The sequence below is a fragment of the Neobacillus sp. D3-1R genome (genome assembly GCF_052180215.1).
Taxonomy (GTDB): domain Bacteria; phylum Bacillota; class Bacilli; order Bacillales; family Cytobacillaceae; genus Pseudoneobacillus.
Map to the genome: position 1 here is coordinate 2,488,704 of NZ_CP197471.1, position 22,240 is coordinate 2,510,943.

A 22,240-nucleotide genomic window follows, 5' to 3' on the forward strand; every position below is an offset into this window, starting at 1 on the left:
TTCTAGAAAAGTCTCGTATTTCCATATTTTTTGGATAACTGATTAGCTCCTACAACAAGTAATAATTGAAAGACAGATGTTGTTAAACCTATCGCTGTTGCAGGGCCGTAATAGCCTTGATTTAACCCTGTTTTTACCACATAAGTATCGATTACTTCTGATACTGGTAAATTTATAGGGTTTTGCAATGGATAAATTTGATCAAATCCTGCGTTTAATAAACTAGGGATGGTAAGAATTAACATAATGCAGATAGTAGGTAAAATACCTGGAATTGTAACATGTAATGTTTGTTTCCACTTATTTGCACCATCTACGATCGCTGCTTCATACAATTGTGGATTTAGTCCGGCAATGGCAGCAAGATAAATGATGGCACTAAACCCTACTTCCTTCCAAACGGAGGAAAAAATAATGATAGGACGAAACCATTCTTCCGACCCCATAAAATAATATTTCTCCATCCCCAGATAGACAAGCAACTCATTTACTAATCCGGAAGATTGAGAAAGAAAGGCTTCAATAATGTATGCAACTACAATCCAAGACACGAAATGGGGCATGTAAGTAAGAGTTTGAACCCATTTTTTAAACGTATTATTTTTAATCTCGTTTAACAAGAGAGCAAGTATAATAGGGGCTGGAAACCCCACTACAAACTTCAATACAGTAATCCAAATCGTATTAGAAAAAACTCTCCAAAACTCTGAATCTGTTAAAAAATAAAAATGATCAAAACCAATCCATGAACTAGTCCACATACTTTCAAAAATATTGTAATCTTTAAAAGCAACTTGAATTCCAGCCATCGGCATGTAATTAAATAGAAAAACTAGAATGAAACCTGGCAAGATCATGCCAAATTGCCATCTGTATTTCCAAATAACCTGAAGGTTTTTTTTATATGTTGGAACAGTACGTTTTTCAACTATGTTCGTTTTTTCTTTTACTACTTCAAGTTTCATCATTTCACCTCTATTAGGAAACCCACTCCTTTTTGATAACGCTTTCATAAGTTAATTGTAATTATTTTCTGAATATTTTTATATAACGAGTATTTAACATTTATATCGTTTTTTTTGCTCTCTGTAAATCTTCCATTAATATTTCCTTCTGATGAATGGATGAAAGTGAAATACCCTCCAACATTTCCATTACCTTTATACCTTGATGAATATCGATTAAAGGTTTCTGCTCGGATTGAACTACTTGAACAAAGTGATTGATTTCTGCTTCATATGGATTGTTTGGTATCACATTTAATTTCGTATCAGATAATATTTGATTTTGTTCTGAATACAAACATAATGGATGCAATGAAATACCACCTTTTGTTCCGAAAAGATCAACTTTAATCCCTTCATCTGGATGCCCGTTCATTGCCCATGAAACTTCTAACTGTAAAACGAACCCGTTTTTAAACCGAATAAAAGCACTGGCAAAATCCTCTACGTCAAAAGGTGTGTAGGCTGACTTTGTTTCAGCTGACTCCCACCTCTCTTGCATAATGGTTTCATAGTTACCGATTCCCTTTACTAGATGGCCAGAAACAGACTTCACTTCTGGTTGACCTGAAAGCCACCAGGCTAAATCAAGCACATGAACACCAATGTCCATAAGCGGGCCACCACCTGATTTTGATTTTTCCGTAAACCAGCCCATTGGTGTATTTCTTCTTTGTAATAGCCTTGCTTTGCCATAATATATTTCACCTAAGTTACCATTATCAATAATTTTCTTCATCGCATTTGTATCATTTCGAAACCGATGAGTCATTCCGATCATACATACTTTATTTGTTTTGCTCGCTAATTCCTCTAGTTCCAATGCCTGTTTTAAACAGGTAGCAAGTGGTTTTTCTACTAAAACATTAACACCATGTTTTAAAGCCAATTTTGCTAAAGGAACATGAGTATTATTTGTTGTACAAATACTTACAGCATCAAGCACTTCATATTCAAACATTTCTTCAGCAGAAGAATAGATATTTTTCACGTTATATTTTGATGCCATTTCTCTTGCTCTGTCTACATTCAAGTCAACGAGAGCAACTAAATCGACATTCGGATGATTTTGATAAAAAGGTAAGTGTGCCATTTGGGCAATAGCCCCAGCACCAATAACCCCAACATTTATTTTTTTCAATTTAATTCCTCCATTTTAAGCCTATATGGTAAATTTCATACCATCATAAGCAACATCAATACCATAAGGGTTAAATATTTCCTCTAAATCTTCATGTAAAAGACCGATGTTATGCGAGAAATGGGTTACAACGATCTTGCCATTAGGTTTTAAAATCGATTCTTTTACGAATCTACTTTGGATTTCAATCACTGCCTCAATATTTAAATGATTCCTTTTTACTGGAATATTTCCATTCGTACAATCCAAAAGGGCGGCATCAAATTGTCTACCGTTTAACCACTCCCATGTTTCATCTGGAAACCAACCAGTATCATGTCCATATAAAAAGCTCTTACCATTCTTCTCAATCGCATAAAGCATGCATGTTTCTAGACGGGCATGGTCTGCTAGTAGACCCGTTACTTTAAAGGAACCCACTTGATACGATTTAAAGGGCTTTAACAAATTAAATGTAAAATACTCATCTGTCTCTTCTATTCTTGTACGACAAAAATATAGTGGTAGGTCATGTCCATGTATGTTTAAAGGATAATTCTGCTTATTGGCGTAAATAGGAAGCTTCATACTAATGTCTTCAGCATATAAATGATCGGTATGTGTGTGAGTAATTATGAGGTCAGTTACTTTTGATAGATCAATGTTGTCTCTTAAAACATGAAGATTGGTATCGGGTGGAAAATCAATTTTTAATGTATCATCAATAATAGCTGAAGTCCTCGTTCGAATATTTTTCCCACCTAACTCCCTTGCATTCCTACAGTGTTCACATTGACAAAAAATTCCTGGAAAACCTTCGGCTGCTGAAGTTCCAAGCAAATGAATTTTCAATTTTAGTTCCTCCTATCAGCTTTTTCAAAAAAATAATGAAAATAATGGAAGACCAATCCATCTATAGAGACAGATTGGTCTTATGAAATTCCTAATTAAATGTAATGGAATATTCACCTGTGGTTATAGATTTTACTTTTACATAAAAAACAAAACTCTCTGCAAAAGGATTAGAGTATTCAATTTTTTCCTCGACACCTGCCGGATTAATTGATGAAGTTTTTATTGGACTTCCACTGTTTGTATCCCAATACAGTTCCAAATCTATATCCGTGTTAGCATCCGGTGCAGCCAAAATACTAAATGCCTTTTTTCCTGAAACTCTGTACCAAGTCTCTTGGCCAACAAAATTTGATACAGCCACTACAGTATTTCCATTTTGAAGTTCGATACTATTCATCATCGTAGTACCGTCTTCAATTGGTTTTGAAAGGGATATCCTGTAATTTCCTGGTGTGGTGCCTTTTATATACACCCTTAACATGACATATGTGTCTGATGAAGTAGGGTTACTTACCACTAATGATTGAGTTTGTGTTTCTTTGTTGTAGGAGAATCCACTATGTGCAGTTTGATTTTCTCCCCATAATCTCGTCTCCATACCGAATGCTCCATCAATCGGAGTCAACGTTACAACCCAATCCTCCCCTGCTTTAATTGGAAACTTATACCACTTATCTGTTGAGAATGCCTTAGGAGTAGTAAATACATCTCCTACCTTTGCTTCCAATTCGGTAGGCTTTTTCCATGTATCACCAGTAGGAGGTGGAATCGTTTCATTTGATAATTCTTGGATTTCATAATCATCATGTATAAAATCATTTGTTAAATCGTATGTGTTCTTTACAATTGGATCGTCAATAAATTGTTTTATAACAGTTCTTGCACCTAAGTAATAACCGACAATTGTTTGATCCAATCCAGCCTTTTTGATTTCATTTAAATAGGCATAATATTTTCTCATGGCATAATCACTATGGTATACCTGGCCATCATAATCGGTTCCCCAGCCATTCCATAACATATGATAGTCCCCTTCTACTTCCAAGCCCATACCAAATCGTTTAGCTGTTTTAATGGCTGATTCCATCCGGCTTAAGTCGATTTCTCCGCCTTTATCCGCATTAGGTCCAAAGAATGTTTGGAAATAGTAATTGGGTTGCATCATAATCGCATCGAATCCAAGCTCTTTCCAAATGGTTGAACCATTTGCTTGAAAAAATGGAATCCAATAAAATTTTGCATTTTGGTCATGAATCATTTTAGAAACTTCCTTTACTAAATCCTCTTCGTAAAGTGTTCCATATCCTACCTCTTCATGTGTCCAGTAAAAACCTGCGATTTCAATATGTTGATAATTTTTCTCTTTGAATTTCTTTACAATTTCATCAATATACCACTTTACTGCTGCTTTTCTTGCATTAAAGGATGCTTTTTCTCCACCCGGTTGATCAATTCTAAAATTCAGTTGTTCCCCATCTAATTCACCCCAATTGTCAGATTGTAATGCAGGGTAAGGAATGGAAAAGACAACCTTTGTTTTGTGTTGAGAATCGCCTAATGTTTGTTTTACTTCTGCTGTTGATTGTTCTAATGCATCAAGATTTACATCGCTTGTAAATAATTTGTTGATCGCTTGATTCCAAAGATTTTTATCTTTATAGTCTCTATATGGATCTCCACCGTTTTGGAAGAGTATAGAGTCAAACATCCAATCCGTTGATGCACCGTTTTCATCCACATGAGTAATAACATGTTTAAAATCTTCTTTTTTCCATGTTCCAAGTGGTCCATTTCCTGTGTGGTCAGGATATAAGAATGCTAGATACATATCTTTTACTCCATTTGTATCCTTTTCACTTGGTAGTGGTTCATCCTTTATTTTCTTTACCTTTTTTAAAGTGATGACATCTTTATCTTTTTTATCTGCATCTCTTCCCATAACGGTGATTTCATCGATAAAAGAGAACATTCCCACTTCAAATTGAACCTTTACATATCTAGCTGTTACGTTGATATCCTTTACCCCGATTTCCTCTCTTACCGCTTCATGACTTTTTGATGTTTTTGGTTTCAATTCATCTGCTATTAACCACTTCTCTCCATCATTCGAAAGATAAAAATTGACATAACGAGGAATATCCACAGCTGCACTTCTCTCTTGTAAGAATCCACCTTTAATACTATTAATAAATTTTTCTGAACCTAAATCAATAATGACAGAACGGGCTACTTGCCTAGAATACCCAACCCAATTAGGGTTAAAAAAGTATGCGTTATTCACTTTAGATTCAGCAATTTTTCCATCTGTCAGTTCATATGGATTTCCATTATCGCCATCCGTTCTAGTTTCATAAGCCATTAATTGCTTATCATGCATTTCTTGAACAACTGTGTATGGTTTTGAAAGAGCAAGATTAGTGTAGATCTCATCAGAAGGCTTTTTTAAATCTGAGGCTAGTGCATTGGAAGAAATTAATCCTACGAGTAATGTTGAAATGATTCCTGATTTTAAGTATTTAGAAATGTTAAGATTATTCATCAACTATCCCCTTTTCTTAATATTCAGATTTTCGTCCAAAACAGTCCCCTTCCCTTAATTGATAACGCTTTCATATTTATTATAACGAGGGCACATACCCAAAACCTATATCGGGTGTTTGACATTTATATCGAGTTTTTTGCAGGCAATGGATATGCGGTATAAGCACTAATAAAAAAATAAACCACTTTTCAAAGAATAAGTGGTTCTTACAATTTATAATTTTCTCTAAAGTTACCTGGCGTTTTCCCTGAATATTTACTAAAAACTTGAACAAAGTGACTTGTGCTTACATATCCAAGTTGTTCAGCAATATGTTGTATTTTTAAATTACTTTCTAATAATAGTTTTTTTGCTTTATTTATTTTTGCAGCAGTTACATATTTTTTGAAGGAGCAACCCATTTCTTGATGAAAGAGCCTACTGAATGCAGATGAATTCATATTTACCTTTTCAGCAACATAGGTCAAGCTACTGCCATTTACTAGATCTTCAAAAATGTATTCACACGCTAGTTTAATAACATGCTTATTTGATTGAATATCCGGTTGTTCAATAATTGGTCTCGTTACAATTTCTGTTTTCTCGACTTGGGTTCTTATATCGATTAGTGCTTCAACGATTTCCTCATCTGGACATGGCTTTAATAAATAATTTGATGCCCCCAGAATAATGGCTTCCCTCGCATATTCAAAATTACTCCACCCTGATAAAAAAACAATCGGTGTTTGAATGTCTTCCATCCGTAAGATTTTTAGTAATTCTAAACCGGTCATATCAGGCATTAAAATATCGCTTAAAAGAATGTCAGGTTTATGTTGAGCAATCAATTGTAAAGCTTCCTTTCCTGAAGAAGCAACGCCAATTAGTTGAAAACCTACTTTGTCCCAGTCAATATCATTAGTAAGTGATTCTCTTATGTATTGCTCATCATCAATGATTAGAAGCTTCACATTATTCCTCCTTCTTTAATCGATATGTAATGGTGGTTCCTTTTCCTAATTCACTATCAATCGATAATTGAAAATCTTGATTATACTTTAATTGTAATCTTTTAAAAATGTTTAAAAGGGCGTAATTAGTTCCCTTTTCTTGTTCATTTGAATAGTCCATTATTGTTTGCTGAAAGGACTCTGGAACACTTCCTTTTAATTTTTCTCTCAATGTAAATAATTTTTCTTTGTCCATACCAATCCCATTATCCGATATCATGATTAATAAATCATTAGATAATAATGTAACACTAATGGAAAGGACTCCTTGGCGATTTGCCTTTTCAATACCATGCTTTACAGCATTCTCAACGATAGGCTGAATAATTAACTTGGGAATTTTACAATACTGTGCTTCTGGTTCAACAAAAACTTCAAGTTTATATTTCCCTGGATTTCTTATATTGAGTAAATCAATATAGTAGGTTATAAGTTGAATAGATTCATTAATGGATACCATATCTTTGCCATCAGATAAGCTAAATCTAAACAATCGAGACATTGCAATTAATGCATTAGCTAATGTAGCATCCACTTTTTTTGCCATTGAATACAATGCTGCTAGCGTATTATATAAAAAATGAGGATTAATTTGGGAAGTTAAAAAGTTCAGTTCAGCCTCTTGCTTAGCAATTCTCTCTTCATATACACTTCGTATTAAATGTTCCTGAATGTTAGCCATTTGATTAAATCCATCTGCGACTTCTCCAAACTCATCTCTTTTTGTATATTTCATCCGAGTTGATAAATTTCCTTGTTCCATTTTCTTGAAATTTCTCAACAACTCCGTTAGGGGATCATGGAAACCTTTTGTTAATGCCCTAGCACTATAAATAGATAAGAGAATAACGATAAACATAAATGAAAAAATAAGACTGTTAAGTAAAGATAGTCCGCTCATATAATTATGTATTGGAGCACTAGCAACCATCTTCCAACCGGTAATAGGAGAAGTTGAATAGGTAATTAAATCTTGATTATGAAAAGTATAGGACTCTCCCTTTTTTTCCAAAGAAGATAGGTTTAAGTCTTTCTTTTCCCCAATGCGATTAACTAGCACATCCGTTTGATTATATAAAAAGACGGAAGATTTGGTTTTAAGTGAAACTTCGTTTAACAGTGCTTCCACCGTATATTTATGGTAAGTGGTCCCAATAATAATCGGATTCTCTTCCGTTCCTACACCTGGCAAAATACGGACAAAGGTTATATTAGTTGGCGAATTTTTTAGACCTGTTAAATCAATTAAGCTTTTAGCATTTAAGAAGTTATTATTCGGATACAACCATGCTTGCATTTGATCTTTCAAAGCATAGTTTTTTAACCATTCTAAAGGAACGTCATTAGTTACGGAGTAATAGCCGTATTCTGTAGATAAAACCTTTCTTTTTTCCGGTATGTAAATCCAAACAGAGGTGACTCTTGTCTCAGTGTTTAATATTTCCATTAATCTTTTGGAGGCTTCTACTGTATTGATAACATTTTCATATTCAGGTAGTGTCCCTTGTTGGTCTAGTATATATTGAGTGATTAACCGATCAGAACCTACAGCAGCAGAAATTCTGACAGCGCCACTTAATACTTCATCTAGCCAGGAAGTAGACAACTCTAATGATTCAACGATTAACGTTCCAGCTTTTTCTTTCAATATTCGTTTTGCTTCATATTGATAGACAAGACAAAATATAATGACTGGTATTAATACAAGCATCGTATAGGTTATTAATCTCATTTTCACATTAAAAGGAGGGAGTTTTAATATGAAAGGTTTTCCTTTTTTCACAAAAAACATCATCCTCCTTTTAAATACTACTTATTAATAAAGTTTATCTACCACGGCTTTTGCTGTCTTTTCAATTGCCGAGTAAGTACGATCCTTTTGATTTAATGCGATGAGTGTTGAGAGTAAATCAAGAACATGAATTTGAGCAATTTTGGATGCAAAAGCTCCACCTTGAAAAGGTGTTTCTTTTGAAGCTGATAGTAAAATCGTATCAGCGTATAACGTAATGGGGGATTTTGCATGATTCGTTAGTGCGATAATATGGGCACCATTCTTTTTACCAATCTTAATACCTTCTACTAAATCTTTTGTGCTTCCAGATGATGATATCCCTACCACAACATCCTCTTTAGATACTAATGAAGCATTCATTGCGATAATATGCGAATCTGTGGCAGAATCAGCATTAAATCCCAGTCTCATAAACCGATATTTGGCATCATTTGCCGTAATCCCTGAAGAACCTATTCCAAAGAAATAGATTTTTTTGGCCATTTCAAATGTATTAGTCGCCTTCATTAATTCATGTTTAGATAAAAGACTTGTGGTATTATTTAAAGCACTTATATTATGTGACGTAATTTTATTGCAAATAGTTTCAATTGAATCATCTTCTTTTATTTCACCATTAACTTGCTCTGTAGGATTAACTAAATCCTGAGCAATCGACAGTTTAAAATCTTGAAAACCTCTACATCCAAGCTTCCGACAAAAACGAATAACGCTAGTTTCACCTACACCAGCCTTCTCTGCTAAAAGGGTAACTGAAGAATAAATCGTCTCATCAGCGTTTTTAAGAACAAAATCTGCTACTTTTTGCTCCGCTTTTGATAAGGATTGATAAACACTTTTTATCATGATTAATATACTAATATTTTGCTCGGTTTTTCTCATATCTTCATCTCCTAGAATTCAAAGGGGTCTGTACATGTAGTTATCAACCTATTCATTTTGGTACACATTAATCAAAATAGATTTCTTTTCCTTTTGATGCAGATTCATAAATACCACATAAGATTTTCATGATTTCAACTCCATCTTCCACTGGACTAAGCACTTCCTTGCCATTTTGACAGCACTCTACGAAATAATCAATCTCATTTTGAAACCCTTTAACGAAGTCAAATGATAAATTGTCAACTTGGGGAGTAATATTTAAAATTGTATCATGCTTTTCAGAAACAATTGATAACTGTGGTTCAATTTCAGCTCCACCTTTTTCACCAAAAAGATGAACAGATATTTTTTCACTTTCTTTTGTATGCAAAGTAAAACTTACATCCACATATAATGAAGCGCCATTCTCAAATCTTATTAAAGCATTAGCCATATCCTCAACGGTATTTTTTGTTGCATCATAATCAGCTGCTTGATAAAAGGAGAGGTTTTTTACATTTGAACGATTTCCTAATTTTCGATAGGTGTTTCCGCTTATCGACTTTACTTTCGGTTTTCCCATCAGGTACCAGCATATATCAATAATATGAACTCCTAAATCAATCAACGGGCCACCACCCGAACGTTCAATATCAGAGAACCATCCTCCGGGATTTCCTAGTCTTCTTAAACAAGATGCTTTTGCATAATAGATTTCACCAAGTTCACCAGCTTTAATGAAATTTTCTAGTAATCTTGTATTGGTAGCATACCTTCTTACAAATCCAACTTGAAGTACTTTATTACTAGTCTTAACTGCTTCTTCTACACTTAAAGCTTCCTCTACTGTTTTACATAAAGGCTTTTCCACTAATACATGTTTACCTGCTCGAAGGGCTTTGATTGAAATTTCAGCATGTGTGTTGTTCCATGTACAAATACTAACCGCTTCAATTTCAGGATTATTAAGCAAATCCTGATATTTTGTATATACTTCCGGGATGTTATATTGCTTTGCTTTTTCTTCAGCGCGTTTCTCATTAAGATCACAAATAGCAAGTAATTCCACGTTTTTGTTACTCAAATATGAATTAAGATGTAACGTTGATATAGAACCTGCACCAATAACACCGATTTTTAACTTCTTCATGTTTTTCCCTCCATTAATAAATAAATTTTATTTTGTATAAATAAAAGATTGGTAGCCTGCACCGATTAACCCCGAATCTGGTCCTAATTTTGCCAATACAATTTTCACTGGTTTAATCATGGATTGTAGTCCCAATGATTTTAGCTTTTCTTTTAGAAGATCGACAAACCATTCTCCATTTTCAACAACTCCACCTCCTAAAATAATCATCCCAGGGTTAAAGGTATGTATACAACTAACTACACCGAAAGCAAGAGCAGTAATTGAAGTTTCTATGACCTCCTTTGCTAATTCATTACCTTTGTGATAAAGTTCAAATACTAGCCTACTGTTTATTTCATTCTTATTTATTGTCATATTTGAAGTCATCAATTTATCCTTCATCATTCTTGCTATTCCTGTTCCCGAAGCATATAATTCTAGACAACCCTTAAAGCCACAATTACAGTCTGGTCCATGCATATCTATTGAAATATGACCTAGTTCAGCCGCTGCACCGAAAAGTCCCCTCATAATCTCTCCTTTTGTTATGACAGCTCCTCCAACACCAGTTCCTAAGGAAAAACAAATAACTTCATCTTGACCACGTGCTACACCCAAGTATTTTTCTGCTAGCAAAAGGACATTTACATCATTATCTACCCAAACAGGAATTTGAAAAGTGGATTCCATTTCTTTACGCAACTCCACATTGTTCCAGTCTCGAATATTAGTAGTTCCTGAGAGAACCCTGCCATTTGGGAAGTCTATCTGACCAGCTGTTCCAATCCCAATTCCAACAATATCGGGTATACGATTCTGATTAGCCCAATCCTTTAAGTTATTAATCTCTCCTTTTAGTAAATGTATAATCTCATTTTTCCCAGTCTCTGGTGTTTGAATCACTTTTTTATATAAAATATCCCCTGTTCTGTCTAATAAACCGACAGCCATTTTGGTTCCTCCGATATCAATCCCAATACTTACCGACATGTTTTCACTCCTTTAATTACTTTTATAAAATTCTTTTATTTTTTCTGTAAATCTTTTTGTAATTAATTGAGGACGTGTAATTGCTGAACCAACTACCACTGACCATGCCCCGTTTTGTAGACATCTAACTGCTTCAGCAGGATTATTTATCCTTCCTTCTGCAACGATTGGTGTTTGCAACTTTTCTGAAAGTCTATAAATTAGATCATAATTTGGATAATCATCTTGTTTACTGTAGCTAGTGTAACCTGCTAAGGTAGTAGCAATTAAGTCAACACCTAGAGAATCAGCCTCAATCCCTTCCTCATATGTAGAAATATCAGCCATAATCATTAATTTTGGGAAATTACATCTAATACTTTTAATAAATTCACTATTCGATATTCGATCGGGCCTCAATCGATTGGTTAGATCAACTGCTACAGCATCAGCTCCAGCAGCGAATACTTCATCTACCTCTACTATGGTTGGAGTTATATACATATCACTATTTTGGTAGTTTCGTTTGACAATACCTATTACTGGTAATCTTGTTTCATTTATGATGGATTGAATATCATCTTTCCCATTCGCTCTTATGGCAACTGCATGACCTTCCTTAGCAGCTCTTGCCATTAAAGCCATGTTAGCGGAACCGAATAAAGGTTCATCTTCCAAAGCCTGACAAGAAACAATGAGCCCACCCTTTATTTCCTTTATAATATCCATAAAAATTCCACTTCCTCTAATAGAAAGATAACTTAGTTTATATGTATTCACGGAAAAATGAAAAAATCCTCCATTTTTTTATACACAGGAGGATAAATTTTTCTTTTTTTAAACAAAGATTATTAGTTTTTTCATCTTCTCAAAAGTAAGATTAAAATTTATTTCAATTACTAAATTAATCTCCCTTATAAAAAAATTAGGGCTTTTTCATAATTCATCCCCGCGAAAAGTAAGTGCCTGGAGCGGAAATCAACGGGCTAAATAAGTTAAAAACAACAATTTATGCGAAAAGAGCAAAAAAATAAGAAAGCCTCATTTTAATAAGGCTTTCTTAATTGATACTTATTGATTAATAGATAAAATTTCAACTCCATGTGCCGCAAGATTAATATTTGTATCATTAATAACTTGTTGATTTAGGCTGCTAAATTTATATTCACTAGGAACCGGTAAAGTAACCATTTTATCTGTAGGGTTGAATATAAACAGTAACTTTTCATTCTTATATGATTTTGTATACATAACACAATCTAATTTGGAGTCAATGAATTGAATTTCACCGTTATTGCCAAACGCTGGATTAGTATGTCTAAGTTGAATTAATTTTGTTATAAATTGCAGTAAATCGAAATCTTGTTCTTCTTCATTCCAGGCCATACATTTACGACAACCAGGATCCATTCCCCCTGTTATCCCTATTTCATCTCCATAATAGATACATGGAGTTCCTGGCGAAGAAAGCAGAAATGCAAAAAGTTGTTTCACCTTGGAATAATTTTCTCCACAAATGGTTGCAATTCTTGGCGTATCATGACTTCCGAGTAGATTAAATGCCACTTCTGTCACATTTTGAGGATATCTGATTAATGCTTCTGCTGTTTGATCCAAAAATTCATTCATACCTATTTTATTTTCAGCAAATAATTGAATGGCGGCATTTGTATACGGGTAGTTCATTACAGCATCAAACTGGTCACCCTGTAACCAAGGCATCGCGTCATGCCAAATTTCCCCAAGTATATAGCAATCTGGCTTTATAGCTTTTACCTCTTTACGAAACTCTCTCCAGAATTCATGAGAAACTTCATTTGCTACATCGAGACGCCAGCCGTCGATATCAAATTCTCTTACCCAATATCGGCCAACTTCTAATAGATATTCTCTTACTTCAGGATGTGCTGTGTTTAATTTAGGCATAAAGGGCTCAAATGCAAAAGTATGATAATTTGGCTTTGGTTCTTTCCTGATAGGAAAATCTTTGATATAGAACCAATCCTTATAATCGGATTTTTCACCCTTTTCCAATACATCCTGGAATTGTGGAAAATAATATCCGCTATGATTAAAGACTGCATCTAACATGACTTTTATTCCATTTTTATGACAAACTTCAACCAATCGTTTAAACGTTTCTTTATCCCCAAATTGAGGGTCAATCTCCATGTAATCAATCGTGTCATATTTATGATTCGAATAAGCCTTAAATATTGGAGTTAAATAGATCCCATTAATACCCAACTTAACAAGATGGTCGATTTTTTGAATTATCCCTTCCAGGTCACCGCCAAAAAAACTCGTTGGGGTTGGTTCAGTAATGCCCCACTCTAAGGTTCCTTCTGGGTCATTGGCTTTGTTTCCGTTCGCAAAACGCTCTGGGAATATTTGATACCACACTGTGTTAGCTACCCATTCTGGTGCATGAAAAACATCTTCTTCATTTAAGAAAGGAAAGGTAAAGAAGCTTGAGTTAAATTCAGAGACCTCTTTCTTTTCTTCAAAAAATCCTTTTTCAGTATAGATGATTTTTTCCTGATTATCGTGTAGTTCAAATCCATACTTAACACGTTTATATTCAGGTTTAATCTCACCAACCCAATAATCAAACAACGATGTACTGTTTAATTTTGTCATGACTACATTTTCTTCAATTTTCCATTGCCAGGTCCCATCCTCTATTTGTTCCCATGTAAATGGATCACCCCATAACAAAACTACCTTATTGACATCATCCTTTTTAGTACGTAAACGGATTTGTAGTGTATTTTCATCATAAGCATAAGCAAAATTTCCCTTTGGTCGATGATAAACAGCTTCTTTTAACATATATTCCACCTCATTCAATTACTTAATCGTTTAAGTTATTAAGAAACTATCTTAGGCTGTTTCTTATAGATTTAGGTTATGATAACAATCCCAAAAGCCGAATTTTTACAGCTTCTCTTTATATGAGATCAGCTCTTTTCTTTATTTTTAAGCTCTGTTATTATTTCATTGTTGATTTTCTTGTAGGTATGAGAATTAATAGTCGGAGAAATTCCGACTAATGTATATAGAGGAAGCTAAAATAGCAGGTATAAGCGGAGAAATTCCGGTTAACGGCTCTAAATACGACAGAACTAAAGGGTTTGGATAAGATAACAGGAAAAACTCCCCTTATTTTAAAGGAAATATGGGTATTTTCCAAAATTAACGGAATTTTTCCGTTTATTTTTCAAACACATTGAAATCAACATTAATTGATAACATAGCCTATTTTTAAGGGAATTTTATCACCCGATATTGTGAAATCTCTCTTTTTTAGTTACAAAAACAACAAAGTTTTAGAAAAGAGCCTATTTAAAAAGATAGTTAAAGACATTCGGAACTCTCTGGCTCCAAGCGGTTTCGTTATGAACAGCATCTTCAATAATTTCAAATCGACAATCGGCCACTTTCTTTTTCAATAGATCATATACGGCCTGACTAGACTCAACGTACTTCTGATTTGAAACATCACCGGATACTTCTTTTGTTCCCACGTCTAGATAGAACTTTTCTACTGCTGATAAATCACTATCTTGAATAAATTGTTCTAATTCCTTTTGATTAAACCAATAGGCTGAAGAAAAAGAGGCTACTCTATTAAAAATATGCGGATATTTACAAGCTGCATAAGTGGAAATTAATCCTCCCATTGAACTTCCTGCCATTGCTGTTTCATTAGGAATCGTACGATATTTTCTATCAATAAATGGCTTAAATTCTTCTACAATAAAGTCTATATATTGCTTCCCTTCACCACCAAAAGGCATATCTTTGTTTAATAACTCTTTTCCAACTGTCTCATTTACCCATGGACCATACTCATCTAATCTTGTATCACCAGGGGCACAATCAATCCCAACTACAATTAACTTCAGGTCACTTTGATTTAGAAAATCCGCAATTCTCCAGCTCATACCATAGCTTGCGTCCTCATCCCTATAAAGGTTTTGACCATCATGCATGTATAAAACAGGATAATGTGTTTCTGACTCATCATAGCCTTTAGGAAGATACACTCTGACTTTTCGTTCCCTTTGAAAAGGTGTAATGGTGATTTGAAATTCCTCTAACATCTTTTTGCCCCTTTATTATGGATTTTAAGAGTTCACTTAAGCGTTTAAGTAAACTCTATCACACGCTTTAAATCATGTCTATATGTTCTTAAAACAAAGCTGTTTTCGTATAGATTGTGGTTTTCGTAAAAATCCCTAAAGCCGGATTTTTACAGGCTCTCTTCTCTTGATTTCCATATGAGTTTAACACCCTATATCGTGAAATGATCTATTTATTAGTCTCAAAAAGCAACAAAGTTTCAGAAAAAAGCCTAAAACAAAAAAGCTTTTATGTATCACATGACATAAAAGCTTTAGTTCACACCAATTAAAATGTACTTTTCTAGCTTATCTAAATCGTTATTTTGAATTAACTTTTGCATCACTTCAAAGGCTGAAGTTGATTTAGGAGACTTAAATGCAATTTTTTGAATAGATGGTGTAAGAATATCAGGACATTCTGAATTGCATATAACAATGAGATCGTCTGGAGAGAAATATTTCGCAGCTATGCTCCCTAAAAATTCATTTACGACGATACCTTTTTTACCCTTATTCTTTTCCAAAAATAATGCTAATTCCCGTTCATTCTTTACCATATAAATGTCATCTTCATTAAGATTTGAATGCTTCTTTATTTTTTTAGCAAGCTGCTTATTATTAAATTGTTCCATGACCAGAAAGTAAGGATGTGGGTGAACCAGCACCTTCGCCTTTTCTAATGCACTTTCAAAATCAGGCATCACTTTAAAAAACAAAGGATCATCAATCACACTATCAATCACAACAAGTGGAACAGCTATAAATTGTCTGGAAATATGATAAAAAGTATCTTCGTTCGCATCAATTAAAAATACCCCATCCAATTTTCTTTCCAAGATGATTTGTGGATTTGGATTAGAGGCATCAAGACTCGAAAGCACAACATGATATCCGCTTCTTGTTAACAAACTTTCAAGTTCGGTAATAAATTGGGCGTATTGTAGATTCCTCCAAAAGCCTTGATGAACATCTTTATTAACTAGAATTCCTACCAGACCTGTTTTTTGTTTCACGAGTGATCTGGCGGCAAGGTTTGGAATATAGTTTAAATTTTTAGCTATTTCTAGTACTCGTTCCCTAGTTTCTGTAGGGATCGATTGGTTCTTAACATTGTTTAAAATATAACTTACAGTCGCAACTGACACATTTGCCATTTCAGCTATATTTTTCATCGTCACTTTTTTCATTTTATTATCTCCACTTAAACGTTTAAATGCAATTTATCATATTACTTTATAACTGTCTATATGGATCGGTTTAAACGTTAGAGTTCTAAAAACTTAAATATCCTATTACGTTCATGATTGTATAGTTCGTAGCCAAGTTCAATTAATCTATCCATATAAGTAACATCATCAAATGGAACTTCTTCCCCAAGCTCTTTATTGATACGTAAGTATTGGTCTTGTAGGAGAAGTTGACTGTGATAAGTAATAGACTCAGAAGATAAGTTTAACGCCAAATCAAGCAACTTTGGAGTCACTTTCATAGAAGGAAAATGAAAAGGTAGCCAATGCCTTACCCCCCAGTATTTATCAGATTCTATCCTAAAATCTATCTTCTGCATTCCTGTACCAAGGGAAACTATTTTTAGTTCATTTAAATTCTTTTGAAAGAATTGAAGAGATTCAGTAATACAAACTAAAGAGGGATTATTGGCCCATAATCCACCATCTATCGATAAATACCGGTTCTCTACATTATTAGGAGGAAAATATACAGGGGCTGAACACGAGGAAAGAACAGCATCCCATAATTTAATCGAAAGGTTCTCACTGTCTGGGTGACCGTAGTTAGATCGATGAACAAATGGCTTCCCATGTGTAACATCAACTGCAGGTATGATTAATGGTTTATCAATTTCAGCAAGCGAAAGCTCTCCAAAGGCTTTTTTTAATAGGCACCTTAAATAACGGTCACTATAGACACTTTTAAAAAGACCCACCTTGGCCTGGCGAATAAATATTTTCTCCCCAAACTTTAGGTAATTTTCAAGTAATTCTTTCATATTTATATTGATTGAAACTCCAGCAGCAATGATTGCACCAGTACTAGTTCCCGCAATTACTTCAAACATGTCACCAATAGGTCTTTTCAGTTCCTGCTCCATGGCATGTAAAATAGCAATGGGAAGAACACCTCGAATTCCTCCACCATCGATGCATAAAATTTTCATAAGATCACCTATTTTAAAACATTTTTCCAGAGCTAAAAGCGTTATTATTATTCCAATAAAATTGACATTATCCTATCCTCTATCATTTTTCCTTTTGATTCATCGATTAAATTATTTAATAGGATAGCAAAAACTAATTTCTCTCCATTGTTTGTTTCGATGTAGCCGGCTAACGAACTAACCGTCGTTAATGTTCCGGTTTTAGCTTTTATTCTTCCGCGAAATGGTTTGGATTTAAGACGGTTACGTAAAGTTCCACCTACTAGCTTATCAGTTTCACCATTAGAGGGTAAGGCGGTTAGAAAAACAGGAAACCAGTTTCTATTTTGTACAGTAAATAATATACTTGATAATTCATTTGCTGGGATCATATTAATATGAGAAACACCTGAACCGTCTCTTAAAACTAGAGTATGTGTATTGACCCCTAGCTTCTTAATCTGATTTTCGACCACCTTTAAACCTTTGTCCCAACTGCCTTCACCGTATACAAATTTTCCCATTTCTTTTACTAATATTTCTGCATGTCCATTATTACTCAATTTCATAAAGGGGATCAGTATTCCTGATAAAGGAATGGATTGGTGAGTAATGAGAAGCTTGGCATTTTTAGGAACAAGATCTTCCTTTAACTTTCCTTCTACCTTTATTCCTTTATTTTTCATAGATTGTTTGAATAATTCAAGAGCATAAAGGGTTGGGTTCCATACCGCTATCCATTCTTTCATCTTTTTTGTCCCCATAGCGATCGAACCATTAAGAACAATATTATTATTTCCATGTTCCCGTTTAATAACAATACTATTACCATTATCTTTTTGGACTGTTTTTATATGATTCGTAATAGTAACAGTATCTGTTTTAGGTATAATGGTTACATTTGCCCTTTTACCAGCTTTTTTAGCAGGTTTTATTTCTAGTAACACCGTACCATTATCTAAATCCTTACTTGGTGAAACCGTCAAAGCTGAGACTTGTGCTCCATAGTAAGTATGCTCATCACTCCAAGGCAAATCAATCGAATACGGGATATCATCGTACCAAGAAGCATCGGCAAGTAAATCTCCCTTAATCACTTTAACTCCTTTTTGCTTCAACCGCTCAGCCATCTTTTCAAAATCTGATATTAAAAGAGTCGGGTCTCCCTTTCCTTTTAAATATAAATTTCCCTTTAGCTTTTTCCCCTTTATTTCTCCATCCGTAAGTATATCTGTAGAAAATTGATAATTTGGTCCAAGAGTTTCAAGAGCGGCTGCAGCAGTAAAAATTTTCAAAGTAGATGCAGGCTTTAATCTAACATCACCTAAATGTTCGTATATTATTTTTCCAGTTTTTGCGGAACGGATGCTTATTCCTATTATTGCTCCGTTTAAATTTGGGTCGTTATTTATCAATTGATTTAGTTCTTGTTCGAAATCTCCTTCTGCTTTTACTACAATTGGTTCAAAGGATTGACCAAAAATTATCATGGAAAGTAAAAAAATCACGGTTAAATTTCTCAACACATCATTGCCTCTCTTTTTGAATAAATAACATACGCCTATTTTTTATCGTTACGCATTAAAAGAATAATATGTAAATTTTTTCATAAAAAAAACCTAACCAAATTAGGTTAAGTCTTAATTAATCAGTATTTTTCTTTTTAATTGGCTTACTTATAATGATCCCTGCGTAAAAGAACATGAATGAAGCTATATAAAATAGCGAACCAATTGTTAAAAAGTCAATTAAATAACCTGTTAAAATGATTGCAACTGCCGACCAAATCGCTGTCCAAAAATGATAATGTCCAATTGATTTTCCAACCGAATGATCTGGTCCTGTTTGAACATGTCTGGAAAGAGCCGTCTTTTCAGCCGTCTTTTGTACAGCTCCAAGAACCCCCATTATTATTTGAATGATATAAATCATCCAAATCTCAGTTGTAACTGGAATTAGTAACATAATGATTGCCATTCCCCATGTATATATAAGGAGTAAATCTCTTTCACCAAATCGATCGGTCAATTTGCCGATTAATGGATAAGAGAATGCCGAAATTAAAGTAAATAATCCATAAGCCCAACCAAATTGCGAAAAGCTTTCACCAACATTTCGTATAAATAATAAATAAAAAGGAAATACCACACTACTGGCTGACACAATCAAACTTTGAGACTTTAGGAAACGTTGATAGTTCATCACTTGTACTCCTTATAAAACAGATTTACAAACACCTCATTCGGATCCATTTCCATTTTCTTTTGAAAAAATTTATCTAGATTAGGGTAAGATTTTCTTATTTGTTCAGTAGAGGCATAAGGATAATATGGTAAATAGTAGGTTCCTCCATGTGAAAGTGTTGCATCAATTAAATGACGAACGGTACTCTGAGTGTCTACTATATCCTGCTTGCGAGTTCCTTGATTAATCAGCATCACTAGCCCAAACATATCTTCTTTTGCATAAGATAGTACTGCCTGCTCGTCTTTTTCAACATATCGAATGGTTATATTTAATAGGTTTACATTCTTATTTTTTAATATCTTTTTTAAATCATTAATCAATGCTGGATATTCCTTTACTGGAATAAACAATTCTGAAAGGATTTCTGTTCTTCCAGGCTGTTCATATTCCATAAACTGACTTTCAGAGCGCATGACATTATTCCTCGTAATAAAGGAATCACTCTTGTTTAATAGATACTTTTTTTGAGCTTCCCAAAGTACATTTTTTCCAACATCACTATAACGTGAAAACCCAAGTAAAGCTTTAGGTAAAGCAACTACTTCTCTTTCATTTAATTGATTAAAATCTTTTATTTTTGATTGATTAGTTGCCAAGTTGTAATTGATCACATACATATCCTCTAAAAATGTTTCCGGTGCTACTGAAATTCTAGCCATATGCATTTTCGTTTTAGTATTTCCTTTAACTTGTTCTATAAAATAGGAAGGATACTCCTGCACCGTCATGGATTGTGATTCAATTTGGTAAAGTTCATCTTTCGTCAGGTTTAAAGTGACATCCAAAATAATTCCAAATAAACCATAACCACCTATCACATAAGGAAACCAAGCTTTGTTTTTCGTTCTGGATACCTCAATAATTTCACCTTGAGGAGTTAATAGTCTAAAAGATTGAACAGTATCATATAAAGAACCGAATCGAATATCTCGACCATGGATGTTAGCACTTAATGAACCTCCTACTGTAAAAATGGATTGTGATTGGGTTACACGTAATGCTAATCCATCAGGATTAATCCTTTTCTGAATTTGGTCCCACGTAATTCCGCTTTGAACCGTAATCTGCTGCATTTCTGGTTGATAGTTAAGGATTTTATTATAGCTTTTCATGTCGATTAAGGTTGCACCAGGAAACAAGGTATGGCCACCTTGGGTATGTTGCATCCCAGCTATGCTAATTTTTCCTTTTTGAATATTTTCCGTTTTCACCCATTTTGCAAGTACTTCCTCGTTAGTAGCAGAACGAATTTCTTTTATTGCTGTTGGAAGTAACTTACCTGCATCTTCAGCATAAGTGGGTTTTTTATAATAGAAAATCATCGAAACTACTAAACAAAGAGAATAAACTATTACGACTAGTAATCTTAATTTTTTCATCATAATTAGCCCTCTCTTCCAACAAACGATTTAGTGTAATTTTACATTTTATGATTTATTTTCACAATGAGTAAAAGAAAGACCGCCAATCTTGACGGTCTTTCTACCTTGTATTTTTCACCTATTCTCTTTATTCCTTCTCCACATGTAAAGAAGAAGCGTTAAAAAGAAATAGATTCCTAATACGACTCCTAAAGTCATAATTCTTTCTTGTAGAGTACCATCTGCTAAAAGGACTGGACCTAAACCAAAAATGGTTACAGAAATATATAAGAGAACAAAAACAAAATAGATTACCCATTTCATTTTTATCAACCTTTCAAAAAACTTTATATATTTACAGACGAGAAAATTGAAGATTTAGTCACAGGGATTTCACCCATTTTCATTTTAAAAGTAAAAAACCCAGAGATATATCTCTGGGGTAACATTTTAATATTAAACGTTACTTATTCTCCAATGTTTCAACTAATTTAAACAAAAATACATAAATAGTTTGAAAAGCTTCCCCCATGTTCATTTCTTCATGAAATCCTTTTACAGAATTTAAATCAAAATTAAGATTCCACATTCCATCCTCAAACATTAAATCAAACTTCGCCTGGTCACCATCTAATTCATTTTCTAGAATCTGTTTAATGTTTGATTCTAATTTCTTGGGTTGTTTTAATCCAAGCATGACATCATAGGTTCCAAAAACATCATCTACTTCAAAGGAAACAGACTCTACCCTAATGAGTTCAAACCAATTGGATTCAATATAAATAAACTCATTCATATTTTCTTTTAAAAAACGGATTGGTTGACTTAAAAAAGGTTGACCTTCTTCAGAAATCAGTTCCTCTGTTTCTTTGTTACTACGTTCTATATAGGCGTCTGCAAATCTCAATGCAGAGTCCTTTTCAACAATTGTAATTGGCTCCCCCGATAGTTCAGATAATAAGTCATTTCTTTCCACATAATCTTTTTCTTCTTTAAATAATTCTATGATAGAAGGATTATCTTTTTGCTGAATTAAATTAGATAAATATTGGGACATTTGTTTTTTCATCATTGAAGTTC

The 22,240-nt window shown here is 33.9% G+C and carries 19 protein-coding genes; all 19 read right to left on the minus strand.

Features of this window, described 5'->3' with window-relative positions:
- Window positions 1–2: 2 nt before the first annotated feature.
- The 19 genes from ACSBPO_RS12785 to ACSBPO_RS12875 all read right to left on the minus strand — a co-directional run bounded on the left by ACSBPO_RS12785 (window position 3) and on the right by ACSBPO_RS12875 (window position 22,232).
- Complete coding sequence (locus ACSBPO_RS12785) at window positions 3–965, minus strand: ABC transporter permease (protein WP_442593818.1); 963 nt, start codon at window positions 963–965, stop codon at window positions 3–5.
- A 100-nt stretch (window positions 966–1,065) separates the two neighbouring features.
- Window positions 1,066–2,145: a Gfo/Idh/MocA family protein gene (locus ACSBPO_RS12790; RefSeq protein ID WP_442593820.1), complete on the minus strand. Its 1,080-nt coding sequence runs from the start codon at window positions 2,143–2,145 to the stop codon at window positions 1,066–1,068.
- 21 nt (window positions 2,146–2,166) lie between these two features.
- A complete protein-coding gene (locus ACSBPO_RS12795; RefSeq protein WP_442593822.1) occupies window positions 2,167–2,976 on the minus strand; it encodes an MBL fold metallo-hydrolase in 810 nt (269 codons plus the stop codon).
- A gap of 91 nt (window positions 2,977–3,067) precedes the next feature.
- Window positions 3,068–5,518 carry a DUF4855 domain-containing protein gene (locus ACSBPO_RS12800; protein WP_442593824.1) on the minus strand — a complete coding sequence of 817 codons (2,451 nt, stop codon included), beginning with the start codon at window positions 5,516–5,518 and terminating at the stop codon, window positions 3,068–3,070.
- A gap of 209 nt (window positions 5,519–5,727) precedes the next feature.
- On the minus strand, window positions 5,728–6,471 hold the full coding sequence (locus tag ACSBPO_RS12805; RefSeq protein ID WP_442593826.1) for a response regulator transcription factor: 744 nt from the start codon (window positions 6,469–6,471) through the stop codon (window positions 5,728–5,730).
- Between the two features lies 1 nt (window position 6,472).
- On the minus strand, window positions 6,473–8,293 hold the full coding sequence (locus ACSBPO_RS12810; RefSeq protein ID WP_442593828.1) for a sensor histidine kinase: 1,821 nt from the start codon (window positions 8,291–8,293) through the stop codon (window positions 6,473–6,475).
- A gap of 33 nt (window positions 8,294–8,326) precedes the next feature.
- Window positions 8,327–9,187, minus strand: coding sequence for a MurR/RpiR family transcriptional regulator (locus tag ACSBPO_RS12815; protein ID WP_442593830.1), 861 nt, complete (start codon window positions 9,185–9,187; stop codon window positions 8,327–8,329).
- 67 nt (window positions 9,188–9,254) lie between these two features.
- A complete protein-coding gene (locus ACSBPO_RS12820; protein ID WP_442593832.1) occupies window positions 9,255–10,319 on the minus strand; it encodes a Gfo/Idh/MocA family protein in 1,065 nt (354 codons plus the stop codon).
- A gap of 27 nt (window positions 10,320–10,346) precedes the next feature.
- Entirely contained in the window at window positions 10,347–11,291 is a 945-nt protein-coding gene (locus tag ACSBPO_RS12825) for an ROK family protein (protein ID WP_442593834.1), read from the minus strand.
- Between the two features lie 12 nt (window positions 11,292–11,303).
- Window positions 11,304–11,999, minus strand: coding sequence for an N-acetylmannosamine-6-phosphate 2-epimerase (locus ACSBPO_RS12830; RefSeq protein ID WP_442593836.1), 696 nt, complete (start codon window positions 11,997–11,999; stop codon window positions 11,304–11,306).
- Window positions 12,000–12,341: 342 nt separating this feature from the next.
- Window positions 12,342–14,102, minus strand: a complete 1,761-nt coding sequence (locus tag ACSBPO_RS12835; RefSeq protein WP_442593838.1) for a glycoside hydrolase family 13 protein — start codon at window positions 14,100–14,102, stop codon at window positions 12,342–12,344.
- Between the two features lie 509 nt (window positions 14,103–14,611).
- Complete coding sequence (locus tag ACSBPO_RS12840; protein ID WP_442593840.1) at window positions 14,612–15,376, minus strand: alpha/beta hydrolase; 765 nt, start codon at window positions 15,374–15,376, stop codon at window positions 14,612–14,614.
- 293 nt (window positions 15,377–15,669) lie between these two features.
- On the minus strand, window positions 15,670–16,584 hold the full coding sequence (locus tag ACSBPO_RS12845; protein ID WP_442593842.1) for a LacI family DNA-binding transcriptional regulator: 915 nt from the start codon (window positions 16,582–16,584) through the stop codon (window positions 15,670–15,672).
- 77 nt (window positions 16,585–16,661) lie between these two features.
- On the minus strand, window positions 16,662–17,573 hold the full coding sequence (locus ACSBPO_RS12850) for a CBASS cGAMP-activated phospholipase (protein WP_442593844.1): 912 nt from the start codon (window positions 17,571–17,573) through the stop codon (window positions 16,662–16,664).
- 47 nt (window positions 17,574–17,620) lie between these two features.
- A complete protein-coding gene (dacB, locus tag ACSBPO_RS12855) occupies window positions 17,621–19,042 on the minus strand; it encodes a D-alanyl-D-alanine carboxypeptidase/D-alanyl-D-alanine endopeptidase (protein ID WP_442600362.1) in 1,422 nt (473 codons plus the stop codon).
- Between the two features lie 154 nt (window positions 19,043–19,196).
- Window positions 19,197–19,754: an MFS transporter gene (locus ACSBPO_RS12860; protein ID WP_442593846.1), complete on the minus strand. Its 558-nt coding sequence runs from the start codon at window positions 19,752–19,754 to the stop codon at window positions 19,197–19,199.
- Window positions 19,754–21,178, minus strand: a complete 1,425-nt coding sequence (locus ACSBPO_RS12865) for an FAD-binding oxidoreductase (RefSeq protein ID WP_442600363.1) — start codon at window positions 21,176–21,178, stop codon at window positions 19,754–19,756. Before ACSBPO_RS12865 ends, ACSBPO_RS12860 begins: the two co-directional genes overlap by 1 nt.
- A 117-nt stretch (window positions 21,179–21,295) precedes the next feature.
- Window positions 21,296–21,484 (minus strand): DUF6954 family protein, encoded by a 189-nt coding sequence (locus ACSBPO_RS12870; RefSeq protein ID WP_442593848.1) that lies wholly within the window; start codon window positions 21,482–21,484, stop codon window positions 21,296–21,298.
- A 139-nt stretch (window positions 21,485–21,623) separates the two neighbouring features.
- Window positions 21,624–22,232: a branched-chain amino acid aminotransferase gene (locus ACSBPO_RS12875; RefSeq protein ID WP_442593850.1), complete on the minus strand. Its 609-nt coding sequence runs from the start codon at window positions 22,230–22,232 to the stop codon at window positions 21,624–21,626.
- Between the last annotated feature and the right edge of the window lie 8 nt (window positions 22,233–22,240).

Bases quoted from the DNA above. Each gene is read 5' to 3' on its own strand.
- ACSBPO_RS12835 (WP_442593838.1), bottom strand. From the start codon at position 14,102: ATGTTAAAAGAAGCTGTTTATCATCGACCAAAGGGAAATTTTGCTTAT.
- ACSBPO_RS12840 (WP_442593840.1), bottom strand. From the start codon at position 15,376: ATGTTAGAGGAATTTCAAATCACCATTACACCTTTTCAAAGGGAACGA.
- ACSBPO_RS12850 (WP_442593844.1), bottom strand. From the start codon at position 17,573: ATGAAAATTTTATGCATCGATGGTGGAGGAATTCGAGGTGTTCTTCCC.
- ACSBPO_RS12820 (WP_442593832.1), bottom strand. From the start codon at position 10,319: ATGAAGAAGTTAAAAATCGGTGTTATTGGTGCAGGTTCTATATCAACG.
- ACSBPO_RS12865 (WP_442600363.1), bottom strand. From the start codon at position 21,178: ATGAAAAAATTAAGATTACTAGTCGTAATAGTTTATTCTCTTTGTTTA.
- ACSBPO_RS12870 (WP_442593848.1), bottom strand. From the start codon at position 21,484: ATGAAATGGGTAATCTATTTTGTTTTTGTTCTCTTATATATTTCTGTA.
- ACSBPO_RS12815 (WP_442593830.1), bottom strand. From the start codon at position 9,187: ATGAGAAAAACCGAGCAAAATATTAGTATATTAATCATGATAAAAAGT.
- ACSBPO_RS12800 (WP_442593824.1), bottom strand. From the start codon at position 5,518: ATGAATAATCTTAACATTTCTAAATACTTAAAATCAGGAATCATTTCA.
- dacB (WP_442600362.1), bottom strand. From the start codon at position 19,042: ATGATAATTTTTGGTCAATCCTTTGAACCAATTGTAGTAAAAGCAGAA.
- ACSBPO_RS12785 (WP_442593818.1), bottom strand. From the start codon at position 965: ATGAAACTTGAAGTAGTAAAAGAAAAAACGAACATAGTTGAAAAACGT.
- ACSBPO_RS12845 (WP_442593842.1), bottom strand. From the start codon at position 16,584: ATGAAAAAAGTGACGATGAAAAATATAGCTGAAATGGCAAATGTGTCA.
- ACSBPO_RS12860 (WP_442593846.1), bottom strand. From the start codon at position 19,754: ATGAACTATCAACGTTTCCTAAAGTCTCAAAGTTTGATTGTGTCAGCC.
- ACSBPO_RS12830 (WP_442593836.1), bottom strand. From the start codon at position 11,999: ATGGATATTATAAAGGAAATAAAGGGTGGGCTCATTGTTTCTTGTCAG.
- ACSBPO_RS12875 (WP_442593850.1), bottom strand. From the start codon at position 22,232: ATGATGAAAAAACAAATGTCCCAATATTTATCTAATTTAATTCAGCAA.
- ACSBPO_RS12825 (WP_442593834.1), bottom strand. From the start codon at position 11,291: ATGTCGGTAAGTATTGGGATTGATATCGGAGGAACCAAAATGGCTGTC.